The sequence below is a fragment of the Acidithiobacillus concretivorus genome, from assembly GCF_018853445.1.
Classification (GTDB): Bacteria; Pseudomonadota; Gammaproteobacteria; order Acidithiobacillales; family Acidithiobacillaceae; genus Acidithiobacillus; species Acidithiobacillus concretivorus.
This window is the reverse complement of record NZ_JABELD010000051.1, coordinates 20,119-40,071: the sequence shown is the minus strand read 5'-3', so window position 1 is coordinate 40,071 and position 19,953 is coordinate 20,119. Positions and strand designations below refer to the sequence as shown.

Annotated in this window: 19 protein-coding genes; 2 read left to right on the top strand and 17 right to left on the bottom strand. The window is 54.1% G+C overall.

What is annotated here, in order from left to right; all coding sequences use genetic code 11:
- Nucleotide 1 precedes the first annotated feature (1 nt).
- Nucleotides 2–3,004 (bottom strand): conjugal transfer protein TraN, encoded by a 3,003-nt coding sequence (traN, locus tag HJG40_RS07170; RefSeq protein ID WP_215863546.1) that lies wholly within the window; start codon nt 3,002–3,004, stop codon nt 2–4.
- The gene (locus HJG40_RS07165) at nt 3,004–4,332 is read right to left on the bottom strand and encodes a TraU family protein (RefSeq protein ID WP_368355911.1); all 1,329 of its coding nucleotides are present in this window, start codon (nt 4,330–4,332) and stop codon (nt 3,004–3,006) included. Before HJG40_RS07165 ends, traN begins: the two co-directional genes overlap by 1 nt.
- 30 nt (nt 4,333–4,362) lie before the next feature.
- Between HJG40_RS07165 and HJG40_RS07160 the strand changes: the two genes are divergently transcribed.
- Nucleotides 4,363–5,139: a hypothetical protein gene (locus tag HJG40_RS07160; protein WP_215863545.1), complete on the top strand. Its 777-nt coding sequence runs from the start codon at nt 4,363–4,365 to the stop codon at nt 5,137–5,139.
- Here the strand turns inward: HJG40_RS07160 and HJG40_RS07155 are convergent.
- On the bottom strand, nt 5,106–5,543 hold the full coding sequence (locus HJG40_RS07155; protein WP_215863544.1) for a hypothetical protein: 438 nt from the start codon (nt 5,541–5,543) through the stop codon (nt 5,106–5,108). The genes HJG40_RS07160 and HJG40_RS07155 overlap by 34 nt on opposite strands.
- 100 nt (nt 5,544–5,643) lie before the next feature.
- Between HJG40_RS07155 and HJG40_RS07150 the strand changes: the two genes are divergently transcribed.
- Complete coding sequence (locus HJG40_RS07150) at nt 5,644–5,922, top strand: helix-turn-helix domain-containing transcriptional regulator (RefSeq protein WP_215863543.1); 279 nt, start codon at nt 5,644–5,646, stop codon at nt 5,920–5,922.
- Nucleotides 5,923–5,932: 10 nt separating this feature from the next.
- Here HJG40_RS07150 and HJG40_RS07145 read toward each other — a convergent pair whose 3' ends face one another.
- From HJG40_RS07145 to HJG40_RS07080, 14 genes are all read right to left on the bottom strand, one after another.
- Complete coding sequence (locus HJG40_RS07145; RefSeq protein ID WP_215863542.1) at nt 5,933–6,538, bottom strand: hypothetical protein; 606 nt, start codon at nt 6,536–6,538, stop codon at nt 5,933–5,935.
- The gene (locus HJG40_RS07140; RefSeq protein ID WP_226857276.1) at nt 6,535–7,794 is read right to left on the bottom strand and encodes a TrbC family F-type conjugative pilus assembly protein; all 1,260 of its coding nucleotides are present in this window, start codon (nt 7,792–7,794) and stop codon (nt 6,535–6,537) included. Before HJG40_RS07140 ends, HJG40_RS07145 begins: the two co-directional genes overlap by 4 nt.
- Nucleotides 7,794–8,573 (bottom strand): hypothetical protein, encoded by a 780-nt coding sequence (locus HJG40_RS07135; RefSeq protein ID WP_215863540.1) that lies wholly within the window; start codon nt 8,571–8,573, stop codon nt 7,794–7,796. Before HJG40_RS07135 ends, HJG40_RS07140 begins: the two co-directional genes overlap by 1 nt.
- Before the next feature lie 131 nt (nt 8,574–8,704).
- The gene (locus HJG40_RS07130; protein WP_215863539.1) at nt 8,705–9,760 is read right to left on the bottom strand and encodes a hypothetical protein; all 1,056 of its coding nucleotides are present in this window, start codon (nt 9,758–9,760) and stop codon (nt 8,705–8,707) included.
- Between the two features lie 9 nt (nt 9,761–9,769).
- Complete coding sequence (gene lepB / locus HJG40_RS07125) at nt 9,770–10,330, bottom strand: signal peptidase I (RefSeq protein WP_368355908.1); 561 nt, start codon at nt 10,328–10,330, stop codon at nt 9,770–9,772.
- On the bottom strand, nt 10,323–10,850 hold the full coding sequence (locus HJG40_RS07120) for a hypothetical protein (RefSeq protein WP_215863538.1): 528 nt from the start codon (nt 10,848–10,850) through the stop codon (nt 10,323–10,325). Before HJG40_RS07120 ends, lepB begins: the two co-directional genes overlap by 8 nt.
- Nucleotides 10,835–13,498, bottom strand: a complete 2,664-nt coding sequence (gene traC, locus HJG40_RS07115) for a type IV secretion system protein TraC (protein WP_215863537.1) — start codon at nt 13,496–13,498, stop codon at nt 10,835–10,837. The genes HJG40_RS07120 and traC overlap by 16 nt, the downstream gene beginning before the upstream one ends.
- The gene (locus HJG40_RS07110; protein ID WP_215863536.1) at nt 13,495–14,226 is read right to left on the bottom strand and encodes a thioredoxin domain-containing protein; all 732 of its coding nucleotides are present in this window, start codon (nt 14,224–14,226) and stop codon (nt 13,495–13,497) included. Before HJG40_RS07110 ends, traC begins: the two co-directional genes overlap by 4 nt.
- Complete coding sequence (locus HJG40_RS07105; RefSeq protein WP_215863535.1) at nt 14,213–15,415, bottom strand: GspE/PulE family protein; 1,203 nt, start codon at nt 15,413–15,415, stop codon at nt 14,213–14,215. Before HJG40_RS07105 ends, HJG40_RS07110 begins: the two co-directional genes overlap by 14 nt.
- Before the next feature lie 3 nt (nt 15,416–15,418).
- Entirely contained in the window at nt 15,419–16,249 is an 831-nt protein-coding gene (dsbG, locus tag HJG40_RS07100) for a thiol:disulfide interchange protein DsbG (RefSeq protein ID WP_215863534.1), read from the bottom strand.
- Nucleotides 16,250–16,615: a conjugal transfer protein TraA gene (locus tag HJG40_RS07095; RefSeq protein ID WP_226857275.1), complete on the bottom strand. Its 366-nt coding sequence runs from the start codon at nt 16,613–16,615 to the stop codon at nt 16,250–16,252. It abuts the gene before it with no gap.
- 94 nt (nt 16,616–16,709) lie between these two features.
- Complete coding sequence (gene traV, locus HJG40_RS07090) at nt 16,710–17,225, bottom strand: type IV conjugative transfer system lipoprotein TraV (RefSeq protein WP_226857274.1); 516 nt, start codon at nt 17,223–17,225, stop codon at nt 16,710–16,712.
- The gene (locus HJG40_RS07085; protein ID WP_215863533.1) at nt 17,222–18,790 is read right to left on the bottom strand and encodes a TraB/TrbI/VirB10 family type IV secretion system protein; all 1,569 of its coding nucleotides are present in this window, start codon (nt 18,788–18,790) and stop codon (nt 17,222–17,224) included. The genes traV and HJG40_RS07085 overlap by 4 nt, the downstream gene beginning before the upstream one ends.
- Nucleotides 18,781–19,953, bottom strand: a complete 1,173-nt coding sequence (locus HJG40_RS07080) for a type-F conjugative transfer system secretin TraK (RefSeq protein WP_368355914.1) — start codon at nt 19,951–19,953, stop codon at nt 18,781–18,783. Before HJG40_RS07080 ends, HJG40_RS07085 begins: the two co-directional genes overlap by 10 nt.

Sequence of the window (19,953 nt, the reverse complement as noted above, 5' to 3'; positions counted from 1 at the left end):
CCTATTCTTCTACCGGTTGTGGAGCCAAATCAGCATTTACATCCCCATTGGGGTGGTCAATCTGCCCCGGCGTATATTTGGCACTTCCTGCCGCGTTACTACCGGCGACCAGCCCCGCTTTCTGGAGCATCGCAGTCCAGGCCGATAGAGATACATCGCTCCAATCCACATCGGCAAGTTGTTGCGGCGTGAAGCCGTTGCAATCGGGGTGCTTGGGTGTGCCATATCCACCTGCCACATTGGGCTGACCGATCTTGATTTGTGACGCGATAATCCGATCCAGTGGCGATTCGTAGCAGCAGAAAATGTCCTTGTGTTCCAGGCAGAATCCCATGAACTTTTCGCTGCAATAAGTACCTAGATTCTGACACTCATGCTCCTTGCGCCCCTCACCCAGTTGGAACTCTTCTTTTTTGCAAGATGTCATGATCATGGTGATCATCTGGATAATCTGGAAGACTTCATAGGCCAGCATGATGTCACCAAAGGCCTCTCCAAACATTTTGCTGCCTATAAAACCCATGATCTTCCTGGTTATTGTATGGCCCACAATATGATTAAGCACATGCTTGAGCATGGATTTCAGCCAGCCCTTCACTTCGTCTTCCACACCAGATAGCAAACCTTTTGAAGCAGCCCCGGATGCACTAGCCGCACCATGAGCTACTTTCGCCACGTCTCCACCAAGTTGCGCTCCCGCACTGGCTCCACCCGCACCAAAGGCATTCTCGACGGCTTCTGCTGCCCCTTTGAACGGTACGGTTACGTCGCTCCAAGCATCGCCCGCCCAGGTATCAAACTGGTTATAAGCCGATTCTGCCCAGCTTCCCTTACCAAAAAGAAAGCCATCTGGACTAATCGCCTTGGATCCAAATACCATCGCATCAAATTGCGAGTTGTTGGCAATACTCCAGGCATCCATACCAGCTTCCAGATACTGTCCAATGTTCGGCCCGTTTGCTCCAGCTTCCAGCCCCTCCTTACAGCAATTATTGGTAAACACGCCACCAAACGGCCAGGTTCGACAATAACTGGCCGTCCCCTGAAAAATAATCGGCTGGCAGTTTCCGGCAGAAACACTGGTACCCGTAGCGCACTGCATGTTCTGCTCCATCTGCTGCAACGCCGAGAGCGCAGTCAAAGCCTCCGAGAAGTGCAAATCCTGATTGCCAAAAAGCGCATGGCATTGCGTACCCATACACTGAATGGGGCTATTGCAAAGAATGCTCTGCGCGTGCGTATTGGGATTGGTGCCGGTCACTGTCTGACCGGGGTTTACGGTCACGGTCCCGCTTGAAGAGGATCCATTGGTCGGTGTGTAGAGCCAGTTGCTATTCGTGTCGATCAAGACCTGATTGGTAGCGTTTACATCACCGATGATGCTGAGTATCCCGGCAGAAGGGTTTGCCGCCGCCGTCGGGCCGCCATCATCATTGGTAATGTAAAACAGAATTTCGTCCGGGCCAGGGGCCAGCGTTACGGGTACCGAAACTACCCCGCCCGTTGAGGGATAAGCCACCGAACCGCTTTCTCCCTGATCGTCATAGCTCGCTACCTGTGTCCCGTTGATGTCCACCACGCCTTGATCATCAGCGGCAAAATACAGCGTCGCGTTGATGGTAGCCCCTGTTGTATTGGAATACGTCCCCTCCATCATGTCGGTTTGTCCGTTAGGAACACCCCCACCGCAACCGCCTGTAGTCCCGTAGATCCATTTGGCGTTTGGGTCTGGCCAGTCAGCCCCATTGATCCATCCTGTACTCGTGTAGGTGCTCAAAGGCTCATCACAAGCCACTGGATTCGACTGGATGCTGGGCGCACTGGTACTGGTTGTCGATACGGACGTGGAAGAGGATCCTCCATTGGCAATATCAAGATTATTGTTCGTACAGGCGACGTTCTGATAATACTGGCTGAATACCGATGGATTGCTCTCGATAAACGGCATCATCTTGTTGATCATGCCCTGATTCGCTGGGTTCGCCAGAAAATTATTCAACATGGGATCCGTGGTGTAGCTGTTCATTCCGCCCGGATAGGTAGAGATATTCTCCAGATAGGATTGAGCCTCGTTACATTGCCCGTAGATCTCCTGGTACTGCTGGGAGGCTGTTGTCATATTGGCATAATAACCAGGCAGGGTCATCGAACCGTTATCACCCACTGCCCCTGTCTGTATGGTCTTTCCAATCAGCCCGTCCACGCTCAAAGTCATGGGCGCCAGTTTTTCCACCAGGGTACCGGCAACTGTCGGTGACGTAATACTCGTGGGCAGGGCACTACATTCGTCAGCGACGTTATTCAGCGTACCCGCCCAGGTATCGCCCAGGCTGTTCAGACTGGGAACCCCGGAACGGCTTAAAAGATTGCAGGCCGGGGCGTATTGGTACTGGTTGTTTATATCTGGCGCACAGGTCGTCAGTAGGGCATTGCCGGCAGAATGTACATCAGCAAGGGATGTCCCAAAATTATGGATGCTTTCCAGGGCATCGGTGTAGAGTGGGCTGCTTCCACTACTTTCTGCTTCCTCAATGGATGCAGATTCCGCATTGAGTGCCGTCTGGCAGACGGTTTGAACATGGGTGACGGCCCCTAGCCCGGCGCTGTCAAAGCTGTTCAGCGGCCCCGGCCAGCCATTCGGACAAGTCGGATCGCTCATCAGGGCGGCATTGGCACTGTCGGCCTGGTTGATGGCATTGCCTTGCGTCAATCCCACATTATCCGGTAGGTAATAGCTGGACGCGCCCGATTCTCCGGGTGTGGGATTACTTCCCGCAAAGCCCTGCATTTCTTTCGATCCAACACCCGTAGCAGCATCGTCCTGCCCCCCCAGCAGCAGGCTATTCCCGAAGTTCACGCCACCTTGGGCCTGACTCACGAACTGCCCGGCCATGGCCGTTGCCGTGGATTCGTAATAGATGCCTATCCCGATCATGGCAGCGATGAAGGCCGAGGCAATCGGCCTGCGCCTTGTGGGATGCGCCATCCAGCAAAAGAAGCCCATTACCCAGTCATTCCTGTGTGGCCAATGACGCCCAGGCAACAGTTGGTCCATTGCCAGACCAGGTACACATAGTTGCTGCCCGTTGCTGGCTGACTGTCCCACTCACCCCACTGAAAAGGCGTCTGACCCATCCAGTGCGTGCATTCACCCGATTGGGTCGGTGGAGCCTGAATGTTCACGCCGCCATTTTGCGCGACGGTACCCTGATTGCTCGCCGCTGGGGTTACATAGTTAGCAGGAGGCATACTGCCACCCTGTTGTTGCGAGTTGTTGAGATCCGGGGCCGTAACGCTGGCATTGGGCTCCTGATTGGTTTCGTCATTCGGGAACATGATCTGGAAGCGATACTGGGCCTTGGGCAGCACATAGGTCCGCCGGGGACCGCAAACCACGCTGTTGCCGGTTGTGCGCTCCAGAAATCCTAAGCGGAATCCCATAGCCAGCATCCGGGCTACATCGAGACTGGATGTCTGAATAGGATCATCGCCGCCGAGATTGGATCCGACCATGGGGTAGAGCAATCCCCAACACCCGGCGGTCCAGTACTCATCGTCAATGGGCTGTGCGCCGACACTTTCCTGAGCGCACTCTTCGGTTGCTCCGAGTAGTCCTACAGGGTTGTCGTAAAGCAACTCTTCCGGAGAGGCCAGGAAAGAAAGCAGATCGTTATTCCAGGTCGGGAACACTTCGCTCATCAACATGAGATTCATCCCGTGGTAGCCGGTATTGCAATCCGGAATGTCTGCGAGCTGCATCATGGTGATCAGCGGAAAAGTCCAGAGCTGGACGTTGAAAAAGGTACTGTTGTGCTGCGCTGTTGTTACTCCGTTTCCGACATCGCCGCCCCAGGAACCGGTCCACTGGTTCCCCACCGTAGAACTCGGATCCAGACTGACACCGCCCAGAACCGGCGAGCAAAAAGGATGCGAAACGGCCTCGATCAGCATGGATGGCTGCCAGTATCCAATCTGGATACCGATAGTCGGGAGCTGCAGATGCCGCAAACTTCCGCCGCAGATGCAGGTGGCCCCTGAAGCCGCACCATTAGGCACGCCGGAATTACCACCGAACCAGGTCATACCGGCCACACGCAGCGGGAACATGGCCGACCAGCACACGCCGCCGATCAGCTCCTTAAAAACCCCGGCATCCGGGCACATGGTTGCAACCTGTGCGCCCGTCGCAAAGGCGGGGACGGAACAAAGCAGCCCCAGGGCCAGCGATGCGCCCTGTAGCCAGCGACGTAGTGGATTGCTGGTTTTCTTGGGCTTATCAGCAGGCAAGAAAATGGCGGGAGACCCCAACCCCTTGTATCTTTGGATTTCCACGTCCTGATACTCAAGAAAGGAGTTACTCCCATGAAAACGGCTCTTCATCCTTACAACGACAGAAAAGAAGTTACTGTTCAAGCATATACTGCAGAATTTGGACCAAAATTGGATTCTCATGGTCGCCATAGAGAGCGACCCAACGCTCGCTGTCCTGGCTGTCTTGAGCCTTTGATTATCAGAGGGAACGATCGTCCACTTCAGGATCAGATTTTTTCGCATAACAGAAACGAAAATCCACCGTCGTGCCCATTGCGTAACATGGCCGATCACCGATACGCATTCCTGCAGCCAGTCCCAGCGGACACGCAACGTGGACGCCTTTTGCGTGCTGATTTTTTCGCGCACTGGCAAGCTCACTACGGGCACATGCGCCGTCTTCTCAATGGATACATGGACGTTGACGATTTTATAGCGCTGATCAGAGAAGCAGACGCTGATCGCCTTTGGAGCCGTAACCAAATCGAGGAATGGGAAATCACCTATATTTTTCTCGCATGGAAAGAGTGGCCCCCAGTCAGAAACAATAGGGATGAGATATTGCGTGCGGAATGGTTGCGTTTCTGGTTCGACTCCAGGGTGAGGACGTTTGAAGATATATGGATTCGCACTGAGGGTGATCCGAGAATCATAAAAGCCACTTACCAGAATCCAGCTCGTGCCAGAATTCCCTCTCTGCAACACCTGGAAGATACAAGAATTCTCTATATCGACCGAAACTTCCTTCAGGCCAATTATCGTCCCGCCGTAGATTATGTCGTCACGAAATTGCATCAGGCCTTCCCCAATGAAGTTGAAGCACCCTGACAAATCTCAGGGCGGCTCATGGCCCAGGCTTTCGCCTCTGCCAAAGTCTGGAACGGCATCATCTTTTCTTGGCAAACGGGCATGTCGTTCCAGAACACCGCGCACAATCCGCCGTATGGCCCGGAAGAGATCACTGTCAGATACCCTGGCGCATTTTTCCCAACCCATACTGCGGACATCCATTCCACAAAAACTTCATCCAAACGATGAGGACGGTACGGAATGTGGCGCTGATACCATCGTGCCCAATATCCATCAGGGCCATAGGGAACATGATGGCGGATTTCCTTCGCCTGCAATCTCCGCAACTCCGCAGGATTTAGATGCTTCAATCCTGAAAACAAGGTCATTTCGGCTTCTCTTATTTCCAGAAGCGGAAATACATTTATGGCCGCAATAAACACCGCTTTTTCTTGAATTTTCCAGGGAAGCATAGTCATTTCCTCACAGCCCTAATGACCCATTAAACGTGCTATAGTTATTGCGAAACAGTGGAGTAACTAAATGATGAGTGAAGCATTTACCCCTTGGAATAGCGCCGATTACCTTGAAACAGACGAAGATATAGCGGCCTATTTCGATGCCTGCCTTGAAGACGATCCCGGTGATGGCTCGCTGATTCGACTGGGTTTGCAAAACATCGCCCGCGCTCAAGGTTTGAGCCATCTGAACGAAGAGCAGGTGAATGCGCTTTCCGCAAGCGAAAATGCGTCGTTCGCCGCCGTGCTCAGAATTATAAACAGCCTGGGCCTGCGGTTGCATACGGAAGTTTTGCATCCCTGACATTCTGCCGCTACTCCGCGCCCACAACCGACTGTTGTTCTGCCTTCCCATCAAGCGAAGCAGAATGCAAAGCCAATCTATTTAAAGCCAATCGCGCAGTTAATCCCCCAAAACAATCCTTTAGTTTGCCTTCCGTTACTCGGAATCCTGCGCCTGTCTCGGCTCTGAACTTGTCCAGAAAGGCATCCAGATCATGTCCTTCCTGAGTGCCCGATATACCCTTCCAGACGGGCACGTTTTCCATTACTTCAGCATGAGTCAAGATGTTTACTACGTCTTCGTCTGCGACCGAATAACCGCCTTTTTCCAGGGCAGCACAAAGCAGCCTGTAACCAGAAAGCATCTTGTTCAGATAATAATCAGCACCGGGATTGCTTCCCCTGGTCAAAGTTGGAAACATCGCCAAAATTTCTTCCTCTGTATGTGCTTTGCTTACAGGAACCTGTTTATCTTCTGCATCCATTTCAAAAATGATTTTGCCTTTGGCGTTTTGCAGCACGCTTAAAGCATCAGCCAGGGACATCCCTTGCCCCGTTTTTCCAAGAACTACCTGCTGCTGATGGTTTCCCGCATTGCAATGAAAATCGAAATAAAACTCGTGTTTCTGACTGGTCATTTCCTCCTCCTTTCCAAAGGCTCTTTCGGAACCGTAATCGACAAAACCTTCCCATCGGGCCGAATCAGCGCCGGTACCCGGTTGATGCCGAGTCTTTGCGCCAGGTGTGGGGTAATGCCATAGACGGGGTGCTGCAGACGATCCACCAGCGCATTTTCTGCCTGCCAGGAATCGGGCAGCTCGCTGGCCATCATCACAACATTGGGATAGGTGCTCTCCCAGGCTTCCACCTGGGCGACCTGCCATGGCTGGGCGGGATTGAACACGATGTAGCTTTGGCTCCAGCCGAACGGCATGGCAGTCAACGGATCGAGCGTCTGGCCCTTGTGGACCAGAATCTTGCCGGACGGCAGGCGAATCGTTGCGGTGGCGATGATGCTGGGATTGTAAGTGTAGTGACGCCCATTACTGGAATCCGGCAGGTTGTCCCCGATCCGCGACCGGACTTCCTGCCAGTCCCGATCCTTGGCCTGCGCTTCGGCCTTTTGCCAGTTGAAGGTTTTGATCTTCTTCTCGAAGATCGAAATCATGTTGGGTTCGGCAATCTTCCAGGTCTGGCCGTGGATCTTATGCGGATTCCCTTTGCCGTGGTTGATGGCCTTGATCGCCCCGCGTAACCCATCGCCATCCCCGACTATGGCCCCCCATTTTCCGTCCGGAGCCTCGTGAATAATCACCGGAGCCAGATTCACATGATGATCCGTGAACTGGATCGGATTGATCTCGACGTTCGCGGTTTTTTTGTAAGACGGCATCAGGCCGTTGACCTGGCTGATCATATCCGGCAGGCCTTCGGGCTTATTGGGCCAACCCCGCAGGACAAAGACCGTGTTCTCAAAGAGTTTTTTATTATCTGCTACGACCTTGAACCACTTTCTTAATAGGCTGTGCGGCATGTTCATGGAGATGAAAACCAGCGTTTTCGCCTGCATTTCCTCTTTTTTCATCAGGGTATGATCCACATACTCTTGGAGGGCTTTGCCGTGAAGATTAGCTGGAATCACGGGCACGCCGTTGACCCGCTTACGGAGAAATTCCTGCGCCTGGGCGTTGGACTCCGCTGCATACTCCGCAGCGTATTGCTGAAGTTCGTTTTTTGCGGGCTGCATGAAGATTTTTTTTGTCGGGGTGTCTTGCGCGGAAAGTTTCGCGCCGGTTTCCCAATCCGGGGCTTTTTTCTTGCCCGCTGCCTCCATGATGCCATCGGAACGCTGCACGATGGATTGCACCTGGGCCATATTGACGGGCGGGGTCATCAACGAGGTTCACCGACGGGGTTTTGCATTCCCTTAGCAAGCACTTCAGCAGACCCTACAGCAGACCCTACGCGCATCAGATTATGTATGGGGATAGCGGCTTCCATATTTGCCTGGGGAAAGTAAATCACCAGAAACGGTGGCTTCATCGGGATTTGGCTCAATACCGTGTTATTTCTGGCCGCGAATCGGGATCCGAGTGAAATGGTAACCCCGGCAGACTGATGGTGAAGCACATTCAGAAGTCTGTCCTCCCGGCCTCTGTTGCCCGCCGAAAGGATAGACGGAGCAAGAGGACCAATCGGTACGAGTTTTAAGGCCATCACGTTGAGTGCGCCTTTTTTCTGCATCTGTCCTGCTTCTCCCATCATCGCACCCATGACTTTATAACCGAGTGGCGATGAGGGGTTGAACACGGCAATCATGTAGTTTTTAGCTGCGTGGTTTCCTACGGTGATACCGGAAAGTGAAGCACACTGGAATGCAATGCGGGATGCTGCCGGGCCTTTCAGAATATCCATCTTGCCGATGTATTTCAGCCCATACTCATTGGTCATGTTATGGCCGTTGTCCAGATTGGCCACCAGGCCGCTGATCAGGTACTTCCCGTTCGGCGTCAGATAGGCAATGGCCTTGCTGCCGTTATAGTCCATGACTACCCCGGTCAATCCTGCCGGCCCCGGAAAGGTTTTAATGATTTTCCCGGCGTGATGCGCGGCGAGCACATGCGCGAGCAACGCCGTTGGCGCGGCTATCGCGGGGCTGGCTACTGCCAGCATCCCTGCTGCAAGCAACCCAGATAACGCTTTTCTGCCCGGAATATGCACAAAAATAACCCCAAAGTTCTAGTGTATTTACATGCGACTATACGACAAAGCTGTTGACTCGCCAAGCTACCGACTGCCCATGCTTATGGTGTGGCGGCGCAGCTTTGTGTGTAGCAGTTTACGGTAGGACCGGAGGGTGGTGGCGACAAAGCAGAGGGCGGAACGGTTGGAATCTGATACCAGGAATCTCCTCCCGTGGATGAGTAAACTGTTCCGTTTGGACCATCTATCTGATCTATCGTCCCACTCGGATTCGCCCCATAGTCATTCTGTGCTGATGAAGATTGATCAAAATTTTGCACGGTGACTGTAAGTTTATTTTCACCCGGTTGCAGCACGATGGGCATTTCATCCACCCCAGCCCAATTATTATCGTTGCCTACCTGTTGTCCGTTTAGGTCGTACCATCCCTCGTTATCACTTTCTCCATACCAATAGACGGTCTTGGGTTCCCCTGTGGGATTATCTATCTCTGTTTGGTAGCTATAGAAGGCTGCGCCGTTAATGTCGCCGTCATAGAAATTCGTTGTCGGTGCTATCCATTCAGATTGACTCATGGCAGCCTGATACTGTGGATCCGCACATGCTTGTGCAACCCCATCCCAGCCGCCATTACTCCGATTACACGCAACCCCTTTAGAAGATTGTGCGGGTGGCCTCGCATTATTCGGAATAGCACTGCAGTATGGTGATGCGCTTTGCGTCTGATCAGAAAAAGCACAAGAGCACTGACTTGTTTGTGTATCTGTATAACTCACCTGGTTTTCGCAGGCTGCGTAATAGCTCTCACAGTCCGGCGTAACCGATTCCCCGTTACACGAACAGTCCTCGCCTGTTTGTGCTTCGGTATTAAACAGATTGTTTTCACAGACCCTCGTATTCGCCGCATACTGCTCTTGCTGCGCGAATTGCGTCCGGATCACGGCACAGTCCTGATCCCAGTGGAACATATCCTCGATAACCGGGATACCGTAATACATGAGCAGCGCCCCGCCGATGACGTATGGAATGTTCCCAGTCCAGCGTAAATACACCATAAGACCAATGGCGAAAACCAGACCTGCGCCGAGAATAGCCATCCCCAGGCCGCCCTGTGCCCAGCCCTGGAACTCGCAGATCATCGGTGGGAAACCCAGCATGAGAAACTCCTATAAGGCCCAGGCCCTGCCAGTAATGTTTTTCGCGGGCACCAGTCCCCAGTAACGCCCGTCATAGGAACCGGGCGTTACCCCCATCAACAGATATTTCCCTTTGGGAATGGTCATGGTTTCCGGCGGCAAGACCTTCAGGTGCCGGTAATGCACCCAAGGCATCAACCAGCGTTTTCCCCAGTAGCGATACGGGCCGGATGGACCGGCAATCCAAATTCTGTCCGGTGTGATCTTCACACGATCCCCCGGAACCCCAGCGACCATCTTGACGACCTCAATCCGCTTTCCACCGGAGATAATGTCTATTTTTCGGTCATGAAACAGGACCAGTTCACCCGGCTTCGGATCTGTTTGTCCATACTGCACCAGAAAATTTGACCAGGGCAGACAGGATTGGTATTGCGGATCCATGGATATGCCGTAGTGCATGGCAATACCCGGTCCCAGAAACATACCGAAAAACAGGGCAACGGCCCCCATCCCCATAATCAGGACAAACTTCGATTTCAGCGTCAGTCCAGCAGGCTTGCAGCCGGCAGGCATGGATCCGTCAGCCACGACCAAACTCCTCCGCCAGACGCGCTTTCACGATCTTTTCGGCAATGGCCGTCACGTTATTCCCCTGCGGGGCGGCCAGCACGTTGCGGGAAAGTACCAGATCACCCTGACGGGCATAATGGGCGGCGACTTCCTGTATGGTTTGACCAATCACATGCCCCATTTCTGCGGCTTCATGACGGGTCATGGTTCCGCTATCCACCTGCGTTTTAATGACATCGGCCATGATCTTTCCGGTATTGATATACACCACCGGCACATTGCGTGGCGCACTGCTTGCGGCGATTTTATGCGTCTGCCCAGAGAACCACGGCAAGGTTCCCGACTGCACCAGAAAAGAGATCCCTCCGGCGGCCACAACTCCGACAACCAACATCAACGGGTAAGCAAAGCGATCCCGTAATGTGGGCTTTGTTGAATCGCCGCCGACCTTCCCGCCAGCGCCCTCTGTCCGGTCTGTACTGATTTTAGATCCCTCAGAGGATTCGGGTGCTTCAGGCCTGTCTAAAAAATCTTCCATTTGTGCCTCTTTCTGCCAGATTTAGTCGTATCCGCTTGAGATGCGTGTTTTTCCTGTTCGGCTTTTTCCTGTTCCGCCAGGTGCTCTATGTCCGTGATGGATTGCAGATAATCCAGATCCTCGCCTTTGGCGTCTTCCGGATCATTTTCTTCCGGGGCCAGCTCTTGTTGAGCGATATACGTCTTCTGGCTTTCCAGAAAATTCAGAATAGCCTGATCTGGAGAGATACCATGACGCATATCAGCAATCACATCCTCTTTTTCCGGGCCGTCTGTTGCGTACAGCACTCGGCGGTAAGGATCGAGCTTCAGCCGCCCGACACCCACTTGGTCTTCGCTCATGATGAAGCATTCTGCATACTCGCCGGTTTTTCTCAGGCTTCGCATCATTTCATAGGCAGATGCGCCAACTGCGAAAAGCTGATCTTTCTCAAGCTGTGCCAGCACATCCCGATGCTGTTTCATCACCAAAAAATGTGCGGTCTGCGAGGCAATCACCCGCGTATAATCATTCATATACAGATCCCGAAGCCCCTGCAGTCCCAAGCCCAGTGATCCGCGATTCTTGGCAACGCGACGGGAAAGCCCTTCGAGGAACTTTGCCGCTGTCGGTATCTGGAGCAGGACGCTGGCTTCGTCCACGAACAGCACGCGGCGTCTATGTGCTCCGTCGGCATCGCCCCGACCGATTTCACGGCCAATGGCGAACATCATCTGCATGAGCACCACCATGAGCAGATGTTTGCGATTTTCCAGTTCCTTGAGTTCCAGGTTCACAAAGCGGCCACGAAGATCGACGCTCATCGGCAGGTTGAACCAGTGCCCATAAGCACCGTGGTCGGTGAAGCGATGGAGCATTTTACCCATCTCGATGGCACGATTATCGTTGTCCTGGGCCACCAGATACTCGGCCATGTGCGTTGGGGTCGCGTCTTTGCCCATATTGCCGAAGATGGACTCGATGGCCAGCTCGATAATATTCAGATCGCGGTCGCTCAACTGACCACTGGGGGAGATCATGGTGCCGAAGATGCCAACCAGCTCGTCCATTTCATCATGTAGATTGTCCACCACGGAAAACGGATTTAGACCGATTTCCATGTCGGGCCGCAGATCAATATGATCGCCGCCGAACATGGTGCAGAGCTTTTCAAAAGACCGGCCTATTTCGATTACCCAGGCCTGGGCACCCAGACTGAGTTGATCGGTAATGATCTGCTGCGCGGTCACGGACTTGCCGGAGCGCGTGCGTCCAGCCAGTACAAAGTTATAACCGGACTCGGAGGCGTAGAGATCAAAGAACAGCGGGTGCCCACGGCGCGTTATGAAGATGGTTCCTGCACCGGGGACCGTCATGCGCTGGTTATCCTGGACGTTTCCCGTCCAGTCCACCAACAAAGGCGCACAAACGGCAGCCTGCGCGGTTGTTCCAGATAGCATCCGCTTAGTCATGAACAGGCTTTGTTCATCCGGGAAAAGCGGGAGTGCGTTGAGGAACATGGGCAACGCCAGAAAATTGTCTTCCAAAAAAGTGAAACCGCCTTTGGCACCATTGGTAATAAATGCTTTGGCAGCTTTGTCGGCTTCCTCCTTTGTTTTACCCCAGATAACTCCCGTCAGATTCATTTCCAGCGCATGTTCGCCGCTATCCAACGTATGAATCAGGAAGTCTATCCCCTGTTTCCGCATTCCCAACCGAGGCGACCATTTAGCCATGCGGCCCCGTGCCTGCATGTTGGTGATCACCTGCTTACTGTTCAATTCATTTCTTTTTTTGACCTGATCCGGAAGCCGAACCGTCAAGACCACGGCGGCGGGCGTGAGTAATTGCCCCCCCTTCCCCAAGGGATCTCCCATCAGAAAGTTTGTGGACGCCACACTGATGGGTCGGGTAAAACTCTTGATCGACAGTATTTTGATGACATCACGCATTCCGTCCCCATGTTCAATGGAGAACAGGTCGGAGCGATCATCTACGGCATCCCCTGGCCCCAGAATCTGATCGCGCAAAAGCTGATGCGGATCCGCCCCGTCAAACCAGCTTCCCCGGATATGGACGAATCTCCGCCACAGGGCCAGCGTCCGCTCTCTGGAAAGGCGCTGCGGGGCAAAACTGTTCATGCTCGACTGAAAGGACGTAATGCGCTCGTGAACCATCTGAATTTCGTCATCGGTGGGATACTCCGCAACCGGCATCTTGATGGCGATATAAACATGGCTCTCAGTCAGCGGCACACCCGAATCCCGGAAAATCGGTTCTTCAGCCGCGTGGAATTGGTCGTAGTATTCGACCGTCTTCCTGGTGATTCCACTCAACAGACTGCGCTGTTCATCGCTCAACCCGGCATCATTAGCGATTTCGCTGCGAGCAAACTGGTACTGCAGCATTTGTTGCTGCACATCGGGTATGTTCATCCCGATAATCTGGATAAATGTATCCGGGGGCAGATTCATCGACCAGGCTGATTCCAGTTCTTCGGTGATGCTGTCATCCATTCCGGAGAACAGATTACAGGCCAACACGCACCCGACATATCCATGCGCCATAAATACCAGCTTGAGATTTTCGTCCCAGGCATACCAGGGGAACATCGTATCGAGGCTGTGTCTGTCCAGCAGTCGGTACAGTTGGTCATTGAGCGCACTCAAGCATGGCCTCCTAATTTGTTTTCGGTGATGCAACGCGACACCAGCGCATTGGCCATCTGGAAGAACTCGCTGTAATTACCCTGTACGTCACCGGGATTCAGGACGTAATGGCCGCAAATAATCAGTGAGGGTGTCTTTCTGATTTTGGCTTTGGCCATGATTTTCACATCCCTGAAAACCATGTGTTTGACGGGTTCCAGGTGGATACCAATGGCAAAAATTTTTGCAGGCACTCCGGCATCTTCAGCCGCAATCCGGTAGGTATCGAGGCTCCAGTAGGGCGAATGGCGGTCCTGGACTTCGGCAAAGGCCGCCTGGTCAAAACGCGGCAGCAAAGCGGGGTTGTAACCCTCAACCGTAAAAAAAGCACGGGTCATGGGGATCCACGCCTTGCCTACTGCCGCTGGCATTTGCTGAAAATGCACATCACCGGGCAAGGTTTGCGCCCACCGCAAAATTTCACCATTCAGCGCCCGGCAGAACGGGCACTCATAAGCCATCGCCTCGATCACGGCACTTTGCATCCCCGGAAGATGCACGGTGCGATAGGGCTGGAAGTGTGGCATGGAATCCGCGCTCTCTCCCGACATCCCCATGCCGGCTCCGCCCAGATCTGACGATGAACCCAGACCATCCAGACTGTCCATGGCCCATGCTGGTGTCGCGCATAATAAGCCAAGGCTCAGGATGATTGTGCCGATTTTGCGACGGCTTTTAATCTTCCACATCAGAAAGCCCCTCGAACAATGCCCTGCTGTTAGTGATCCCCTCATGTACCAGGCGACCGCCCCAGGTAATCAGGGGCGCGAATTGTGGCTGTTTTTGTGCCGCCGCAAGCATGGCCTCCTCATCGCCCAGCGCCTCTCTATAGGCTTTGTCATACCGGATTGCTTCAAAGAGCACCCGGCGCGAGGCGTAACCCGGTGTAGCGTGGCAATGTTCGCAACCATTCCCGATCATTTCGGTATCCGGCACGGGCACACCGCTACCTTCAAAAATTTCCGGATATTGAACAGGCTGTGCATGGGCGCAATGCGGACAGACGCACTTGATGATTCTTTGCGCGAAAACGACGCGAATCGCCGCTTTCATTAAATGGATGGGCAGACCCAGATCATGCAAACGCGCATAAACGCCATTGGCGGAATTGGCATGAATGGACGCCAGCACCTTGTGCCCGGTAATGGCTGCACGGACCGCCATTTGTGCGGTTTCTTCGTCGCGTATTTCGCCGATGAGAATATCGTCAGGATCCTGTCGCATCATGGCGCGAATCGCGCTGGCGAAAGATCTTCCGGTTCCGGATCCTACGGGGATTTGCTGGATTCCGGGCAAGACAAACTCCACGGGATCTTCAGCGGTAATGAATTTGTTGTCGGGACGGCTAATCGCGCCGATACCGGCATAGAGTGTGGTCGTTTTGCCGGACCCTGTTGGTCCACCGGCAATGATGGCCCCTTCTTTCTGTTGCAGCGCCCAGCGATACAATGCCTCTACCGCTGGCGGCATACCGAGTTTTTCAATGGGCAGTCCCGCATTTTTGGAATCCAGCAATCGGCACACCGCAGAAACGCCATTCACGGTCGGGACGATATTCAGCCGGACTTCCACCCGTCTGCCTTCGATTTCCTGCACGAATCTACCGTCCTGCTCCTTCCGTGTTTCATCGACGGGGAGTTTGGACCGGTACCGCAGTTTCGCCAGGAGCAATATGGCTTTGTGCGGGGAGATGACTTCAAGTTCTGTCAGTGTCCCGCGAATCCGCGCCCGAATCCGCATGGACTGATCCAGTTGCGTTTCAAAATGCAGATCCGACCAACCATCCTCCGCCCCCTGATGAAACAGATCATTCAGCAGATCAGTGACCGGGCCATCCCGATCACTGGTGGAGAGAAAAGCCTGGGATTCCTGTGCCACGAATCAGCCCTCGATGCCTTTGATAAAGGCGTCCGTATCTTCCGGCATACCCGGATTGACGGCCCATTGTCCCTGAGCATTCTGGTACACCAGGAACGGTGTGCCGTGGATGCCGTGGTGATTCATCCAGGCGTTATTTGCCTGAATATCACGCTGATCATCCGCCGGAATCTTGGCCAATGGCACGGTACCGCCTTCTTCCTCTGTGGCGTTGAAGTGCGCTTCGTCATACGCCCAGGCCTTTGCGGGATCCTTGGCGGCCAGGATGGTTTCCGCCTTGGGTGCTGATGAAGGCTTCAGGAATCCTACGGGGATCAGATGGATTTTCAGTTCCCCTTTTTTGACATAGGGCAGCAAATGCTCATAGGTCAAATGGCAGAAAATGCAGTTGGGATCTCCGACGAACCACACTTGTTTTGTGGCCTTTGGGTTTCCAATCAGGAAATTCGTGGTTTGTGTGACCGCCTTACCCATGACTGATGGGGAGATTTTTTGGGGTAGATCCGCTTTCGGCAAATATTGATGGGCATAGGAAACCGATAGGTTATGGCCCGCCTTGTCGAAGATGCCGCCCATGAAGACGTATTTACCGTCCGGACTGGTGAACATCACCAGCGCATGTCCCAGTGAAAGCTGCACGGCATAGCCGTTGAGTCCGGCTTTTGCGCGGAACGTGCGAAGAATTTTAGCCTGACCGTGGCTCATGGCCACAATGGTTTTGGCTCCGGCCTGATAACTTTGCGGTATGGTTCCCGCCATCGCCCAGGCAGACGAGGTGAGAAGCAGGCCAGCGGCAAGGCCGCCGACCAGGGACCGCGTTGGTCCAGACCGCATTTAGAGCACGCCGGCCATGTGTGCGCCGTGAACCACGAGGGTTTTGGCCACACTGTTACCACCGGTTGCGGCGAAGATGCTGACCAACACTGGGATGCCGTAATACAGCGCCACGGCACCACCGACGACGATGGCCAGAACCGTACCACGGCCCGTAAAGACCATGGACGCCACACCGAAGATCAGACCACCGGCGACAATGGCCAGACCCAGATCACCCTGCGCCCAGCCTTCAATTCGGGTCGCTACGGATTTGAAAGAACTACCACCCGTACCAGCGTGGGCCATGACGAGCATAGACAGTGCCGTGACCAGCATGACCACGGCTGCGATGGCGACTTTTTTGTTGCTCAGAAGACCATTCATCTTCTCCATGAACAACGAATTCCGCATTGCGGTTGACTGCATTGCTGCTTCCATAAAATCCTCCTGAAAGTAAAGGAAGCCAACGAAACCCACCTCAGTCCACAGGTACTGGCACACGGGCAGAACCCGCCTGGAAATTCCAGCTTTGTGGATGGAGAATGGAATACACCATGCCCGGAAAATGCAGATTGCCTTCCGGACCACGGTAGGGTGCGACCCACACCCGCAACACCCTGGGCTGCGTGATCAGCGGCCTGGGGTACTGCAGGGGAGCCAACAACGATCCGGGGGTTCCACCCGGTACACCCGCGTTGGATGTATGCACTACGGACCCGGAATCCATGGTGGATTCGGGGTGTAAATTCGGGGTTTTATCGGCCAAAGAAGGTGGCTCGCGCAGGAGCTTTCTTGCCAGCGCATCTTCGTGCAGGGTTTCTTTATCGGGGTTGACCTGATCCCGATGGTTGGTCACGCCGTACATGGTCCGCGCATTGAGGCAGACCCCGCCCTTGCCGTGGATACAGGGATGTGCAGCCGCACAACCTGCCAGCATTGCCGTCACACCCAGCAATATCCAGGCACGATTCAATAACATATTTTGTGTTTTCAAGGCTGCCCCCTCAGATTCGGTGTCTGTCCGTTCTGCTCTTCACGCTGCACGGTTTCTCGATTCGGAAAAGCCGCGCTGACGGCGCTGGATTGCCCCGTCCCCGCATAGGGAGAGGTTTCCGTATCCGCCGCAGATGTCTGTTGCTGCGGCATCGCCTGGTTATTCATCGACGATGCAGCGGCATAACTGGCTTCTGCTAATTGTCCGGGGGTTTCGCCATCGGTATGTATTTTGGCTCCCGACACCAGGAACAGATCGACCGCTACGCCGGGATTGATCTGAATGGTGGGCAGGAGAGATTCTGCCTCATGCAGATAGAACTTGGAGATCTCGCCTGCCGGTGTGCTGATACCCCCCGCAAGGGCGCTTTCGCCCATATAGGACGGATTGAACGCCTGAAAACCTGCCGCCGATCCGCTGGTCGGATTAAGGTTCAAACCCTGTACGCTGGTCGGCTGCACGGCATTGCCGAGTCCGGAGAAAATCCCGGCTAACAGAGACTTCAGGATCACTGGTCCCTGATGAGAAATGACCTTGCCGGGCACGCCGAGCAAACCGCCGCTTTCGACCTCCGCCTTGATCGGCGCAGTAATCACCTTGCCGCCCCGCCTACGCACGCAAGAGAGCATGTTTGCACGCAAATACACTCTTCGTGTGGACATATCCCCGTATCCGGATGCGATGATGAAGCAACTGGAGAAGTTGGCCCGAATGCCATTCGGCAAAACGGCGCGACGCTTGACGCGAATATCCACGATCTGTGGGTTGGAATGGGCCTGTGGCCCGGTTCCCGCCTGCAAGCCGGTCAGCAACACGCCAGAAAGAATCGTCCCTGCGGGCAAATACACGCCTTCTTTGCTTTTCACCGTCACGACATGGCTCACATGCTTCAGCTTGCTGACGTGATGAAACTGCAAAGCGGTCTTGCTGGGTGCTGCAGGGGCTTTGGGTACCCCATTACTGGGTACAGCAGGTCCGTTACTGGTTTCGTTCTCTGATGGCGTATTCGCTCCCAACACTTGTGGCATCTGGGCCGGATAAAAGACCTGCGCGTGTGTGGTTGGTGTGTAAGGCGCTTGCCGCCTTTCAAACTTCAATTCGGAAATCTCGTTCTGAAGGGCAGAAATATCATTTTTCATACCAACCATGTCGGGATTGCTGTTTGTGGTCGCCACGGCTATTCCGCGATCCTTGGCGATTTGCTCTAACAGCTTTTTACTGACGTGCTGACTCAAATCATTGATCTCGGATTTCTTCAGCCCAGTCATGTTTTCATCCAACTTCACCAGTTTTTTCATCTGGTTGCTCAGGTTGTTGATCTCGCTTTGCATTTCCTTCGGACTCATGGACTTGGGATGCTCGATATACACCTGATTACTGGTGGCTTCGGCCTTTTTGAGCGCCGCTTCCTGGGCAGCATGATCGCCGGTACCGGACATTTGTGAACCCACAATGACGGCCCCCATGACGCCCGCCGCCAGACCTGTAAACTTGAGTTGTTGCTTACGCTTGGGCGGTTGGGTTTTCCACCAGAGGCGTAAACGGTCTTTCGGTGTCAGCGCCATACGGCCCCCAGGCCATGCTTGGACGGCGGTAATGTTTCTATCAGAAAGAGCTTGGTGCTCTCACCGGGATACAGAAGATGATGCGGGTAGAGTGAAACCGCGAGCACCCCCTTCGTGTAAAAGTCGTTTTCTGTCAGCGTGACTTTATTCTTCAGGTGGTTAGTGATCCGGTATTCCACAATCTGATGATGATTACCGACCCAGCGCATCCGTGCTGACCATGATAAGGGAATGGCAGCGGCCAGAGGTGGAATCCGATGAGACTGTCGATAATCTTCGGGCACCTGTTTCATGACGGCATCCCGCATGAGGGCGACCATCTGGCTGGCGTGTGAAGAATGTTCTGGGGCCGTCGGAGCCTGTGCGGGCACAAATCCGGGAATGACCAGATGATAGGTTTTTGCGGGCCTTTTACTCGGAATCAGTGTTAATGACACCACCGGATCATGTGGGTTCTTTCCGGTAATATAGACGCTCACCGGAAAACTCAAGGTGGAGCTGATAATCAGATCCCGGCCATGCCGGATACGCTTGGCATATCGGGTGCTGCCCACAATAATCTGCGGATCTCGGAACGGTGTAATAAACAGATTCGGCGACACCCCGGATACTGGTACCCCATAAGTCACGCCGTTTTGCACCCGGATGGTTTTGCCGACGACGGGTGTGCTGTCCTTTTTAGCCTGGGCAAAACTCATGTGCGGGACCATCCCGCTGTCAATGCTATACCCGTTGACGTTCATGGCCGCCTGATGGATTTGTTCAGGGTTAGCCCCGCTCGGAGGGGGCGCATATCCGTTATGCGGATAAGTGGCTGGCGGATTTCCAGGGATTACCGGCTGTCCCCTGCTCGCCTGATTGAAATGCGAGCTGGTCGGCGGAGGTGGCGCGGATTCCGGGATGCGTCCCTCTCCCCTGAAAGCCGGACTGACCGGTGCGGCCCCGTGAATGGGGCTGGTCGGCAGATGAAATTGTCCGGAACCGTTATTGGCTCCTTGAGCAAACGCCTCTTGCCCGGAAAAATGATTCAACTGGGATTGCGTATGCTGCCCCATGACGGCCCCTGCATCCATCGCAGATTCGGGTGTTTGACCGGGTGGCGGCGGAACTACGCCTGCCCAGGCCAAAGCGGGGCATGTGGCCAGCACCGCGAGAACGAGCAC

Excerpts from the sequence above, each read along its gene's own strand:
- traN (WP_215863546.1), bottom strand. The coding sequence starts at position 3,004 with ATGGGCTTCTTTTGCTGGATGGCGCATCCCACAAGGCGCAGGCCGATT.
- HJG40_RS07160 (WP_215863545.1), top strand. The coding sequence starts at position 4,363 with ATGAAAACGGCTCTTCATCCTTACAACGACAGAAAAGAAGTTACTGTT.
- HJG40_RS07150 (WP_215863543.1), top strand. The coding sequence starts at position 5,644 with ATGATGAGTGAAGCATTTACCCCTTGGAATAGCGCCGATTACCTTGAA.
- HJG40_RS07145 (WP_215863542.1), bottom strand. The coding sequence starts at position 6,538 with ATGACCAGTCAGAAACACGAGTTTTATTTCGATTTTCATTGCAATGCG.
- HJG40_RS07140 (WP_226857276.1), bottom strand. The coding sequence starts at position 7,794 with ATGACCCCGCCCGTCAATATGGCCCAGGTGCAATCCATCGTGCAGCGT.
- HJG40_RS07135 (WP_215863540.1), bottom strand. The coding sequence starts at position 8,573 with ATGCTGGCAGTAGCCAGCCCCGCGATAGCCGCGCCAACGGCGTTGCTC.
- HJG40_RS07130 (WP_215863539.1), bottom strand. The coding sequence starts at position 9,760 with ATGCTGGGTTTCCCACCGATGATCTGCGAGTTCCAGGGCTGGGCACAG.
- HJG40_RS07120 (WP_215863538.1), bottom strand. The coding sequence starts at position 10,850 with ATGGAAGATTTTTTAGACAGGCCTGAAGCACCCGAATCCTCTGAGGGA.
- HJG40_RS07110 (WP_215863536.1), bottom strand. The coding sequence starts at position 14,226 with ATGTGGAAGATTAAAAGCCGTCGCAAAATCGGCACAATCATCCTGAGC.
- dsbG (WP_215863534.1), bottom strand. The coding sequence starts at position 16,249 with ATGCGGTCTGGACCAACGCGGTCCCTGGTCGGCGGCCTTGCCGCTGGC.
- HJG40_RS07095 (WP_226857275.1), bottom strand. The coding sequence starts at position 16,615 with ATGAATGGTCTTCTGAGCAACAAAAAAGTCGCCATCGCAGCCGTGGTC.
- HJG40_RS07085 (WP_215863533.1), bottom strand. The coding sequence starts at position 18,790 with ATGGCGCTGACACCGAAAGACCGTTTACGCCTCTGGTGGAAAACCCAA.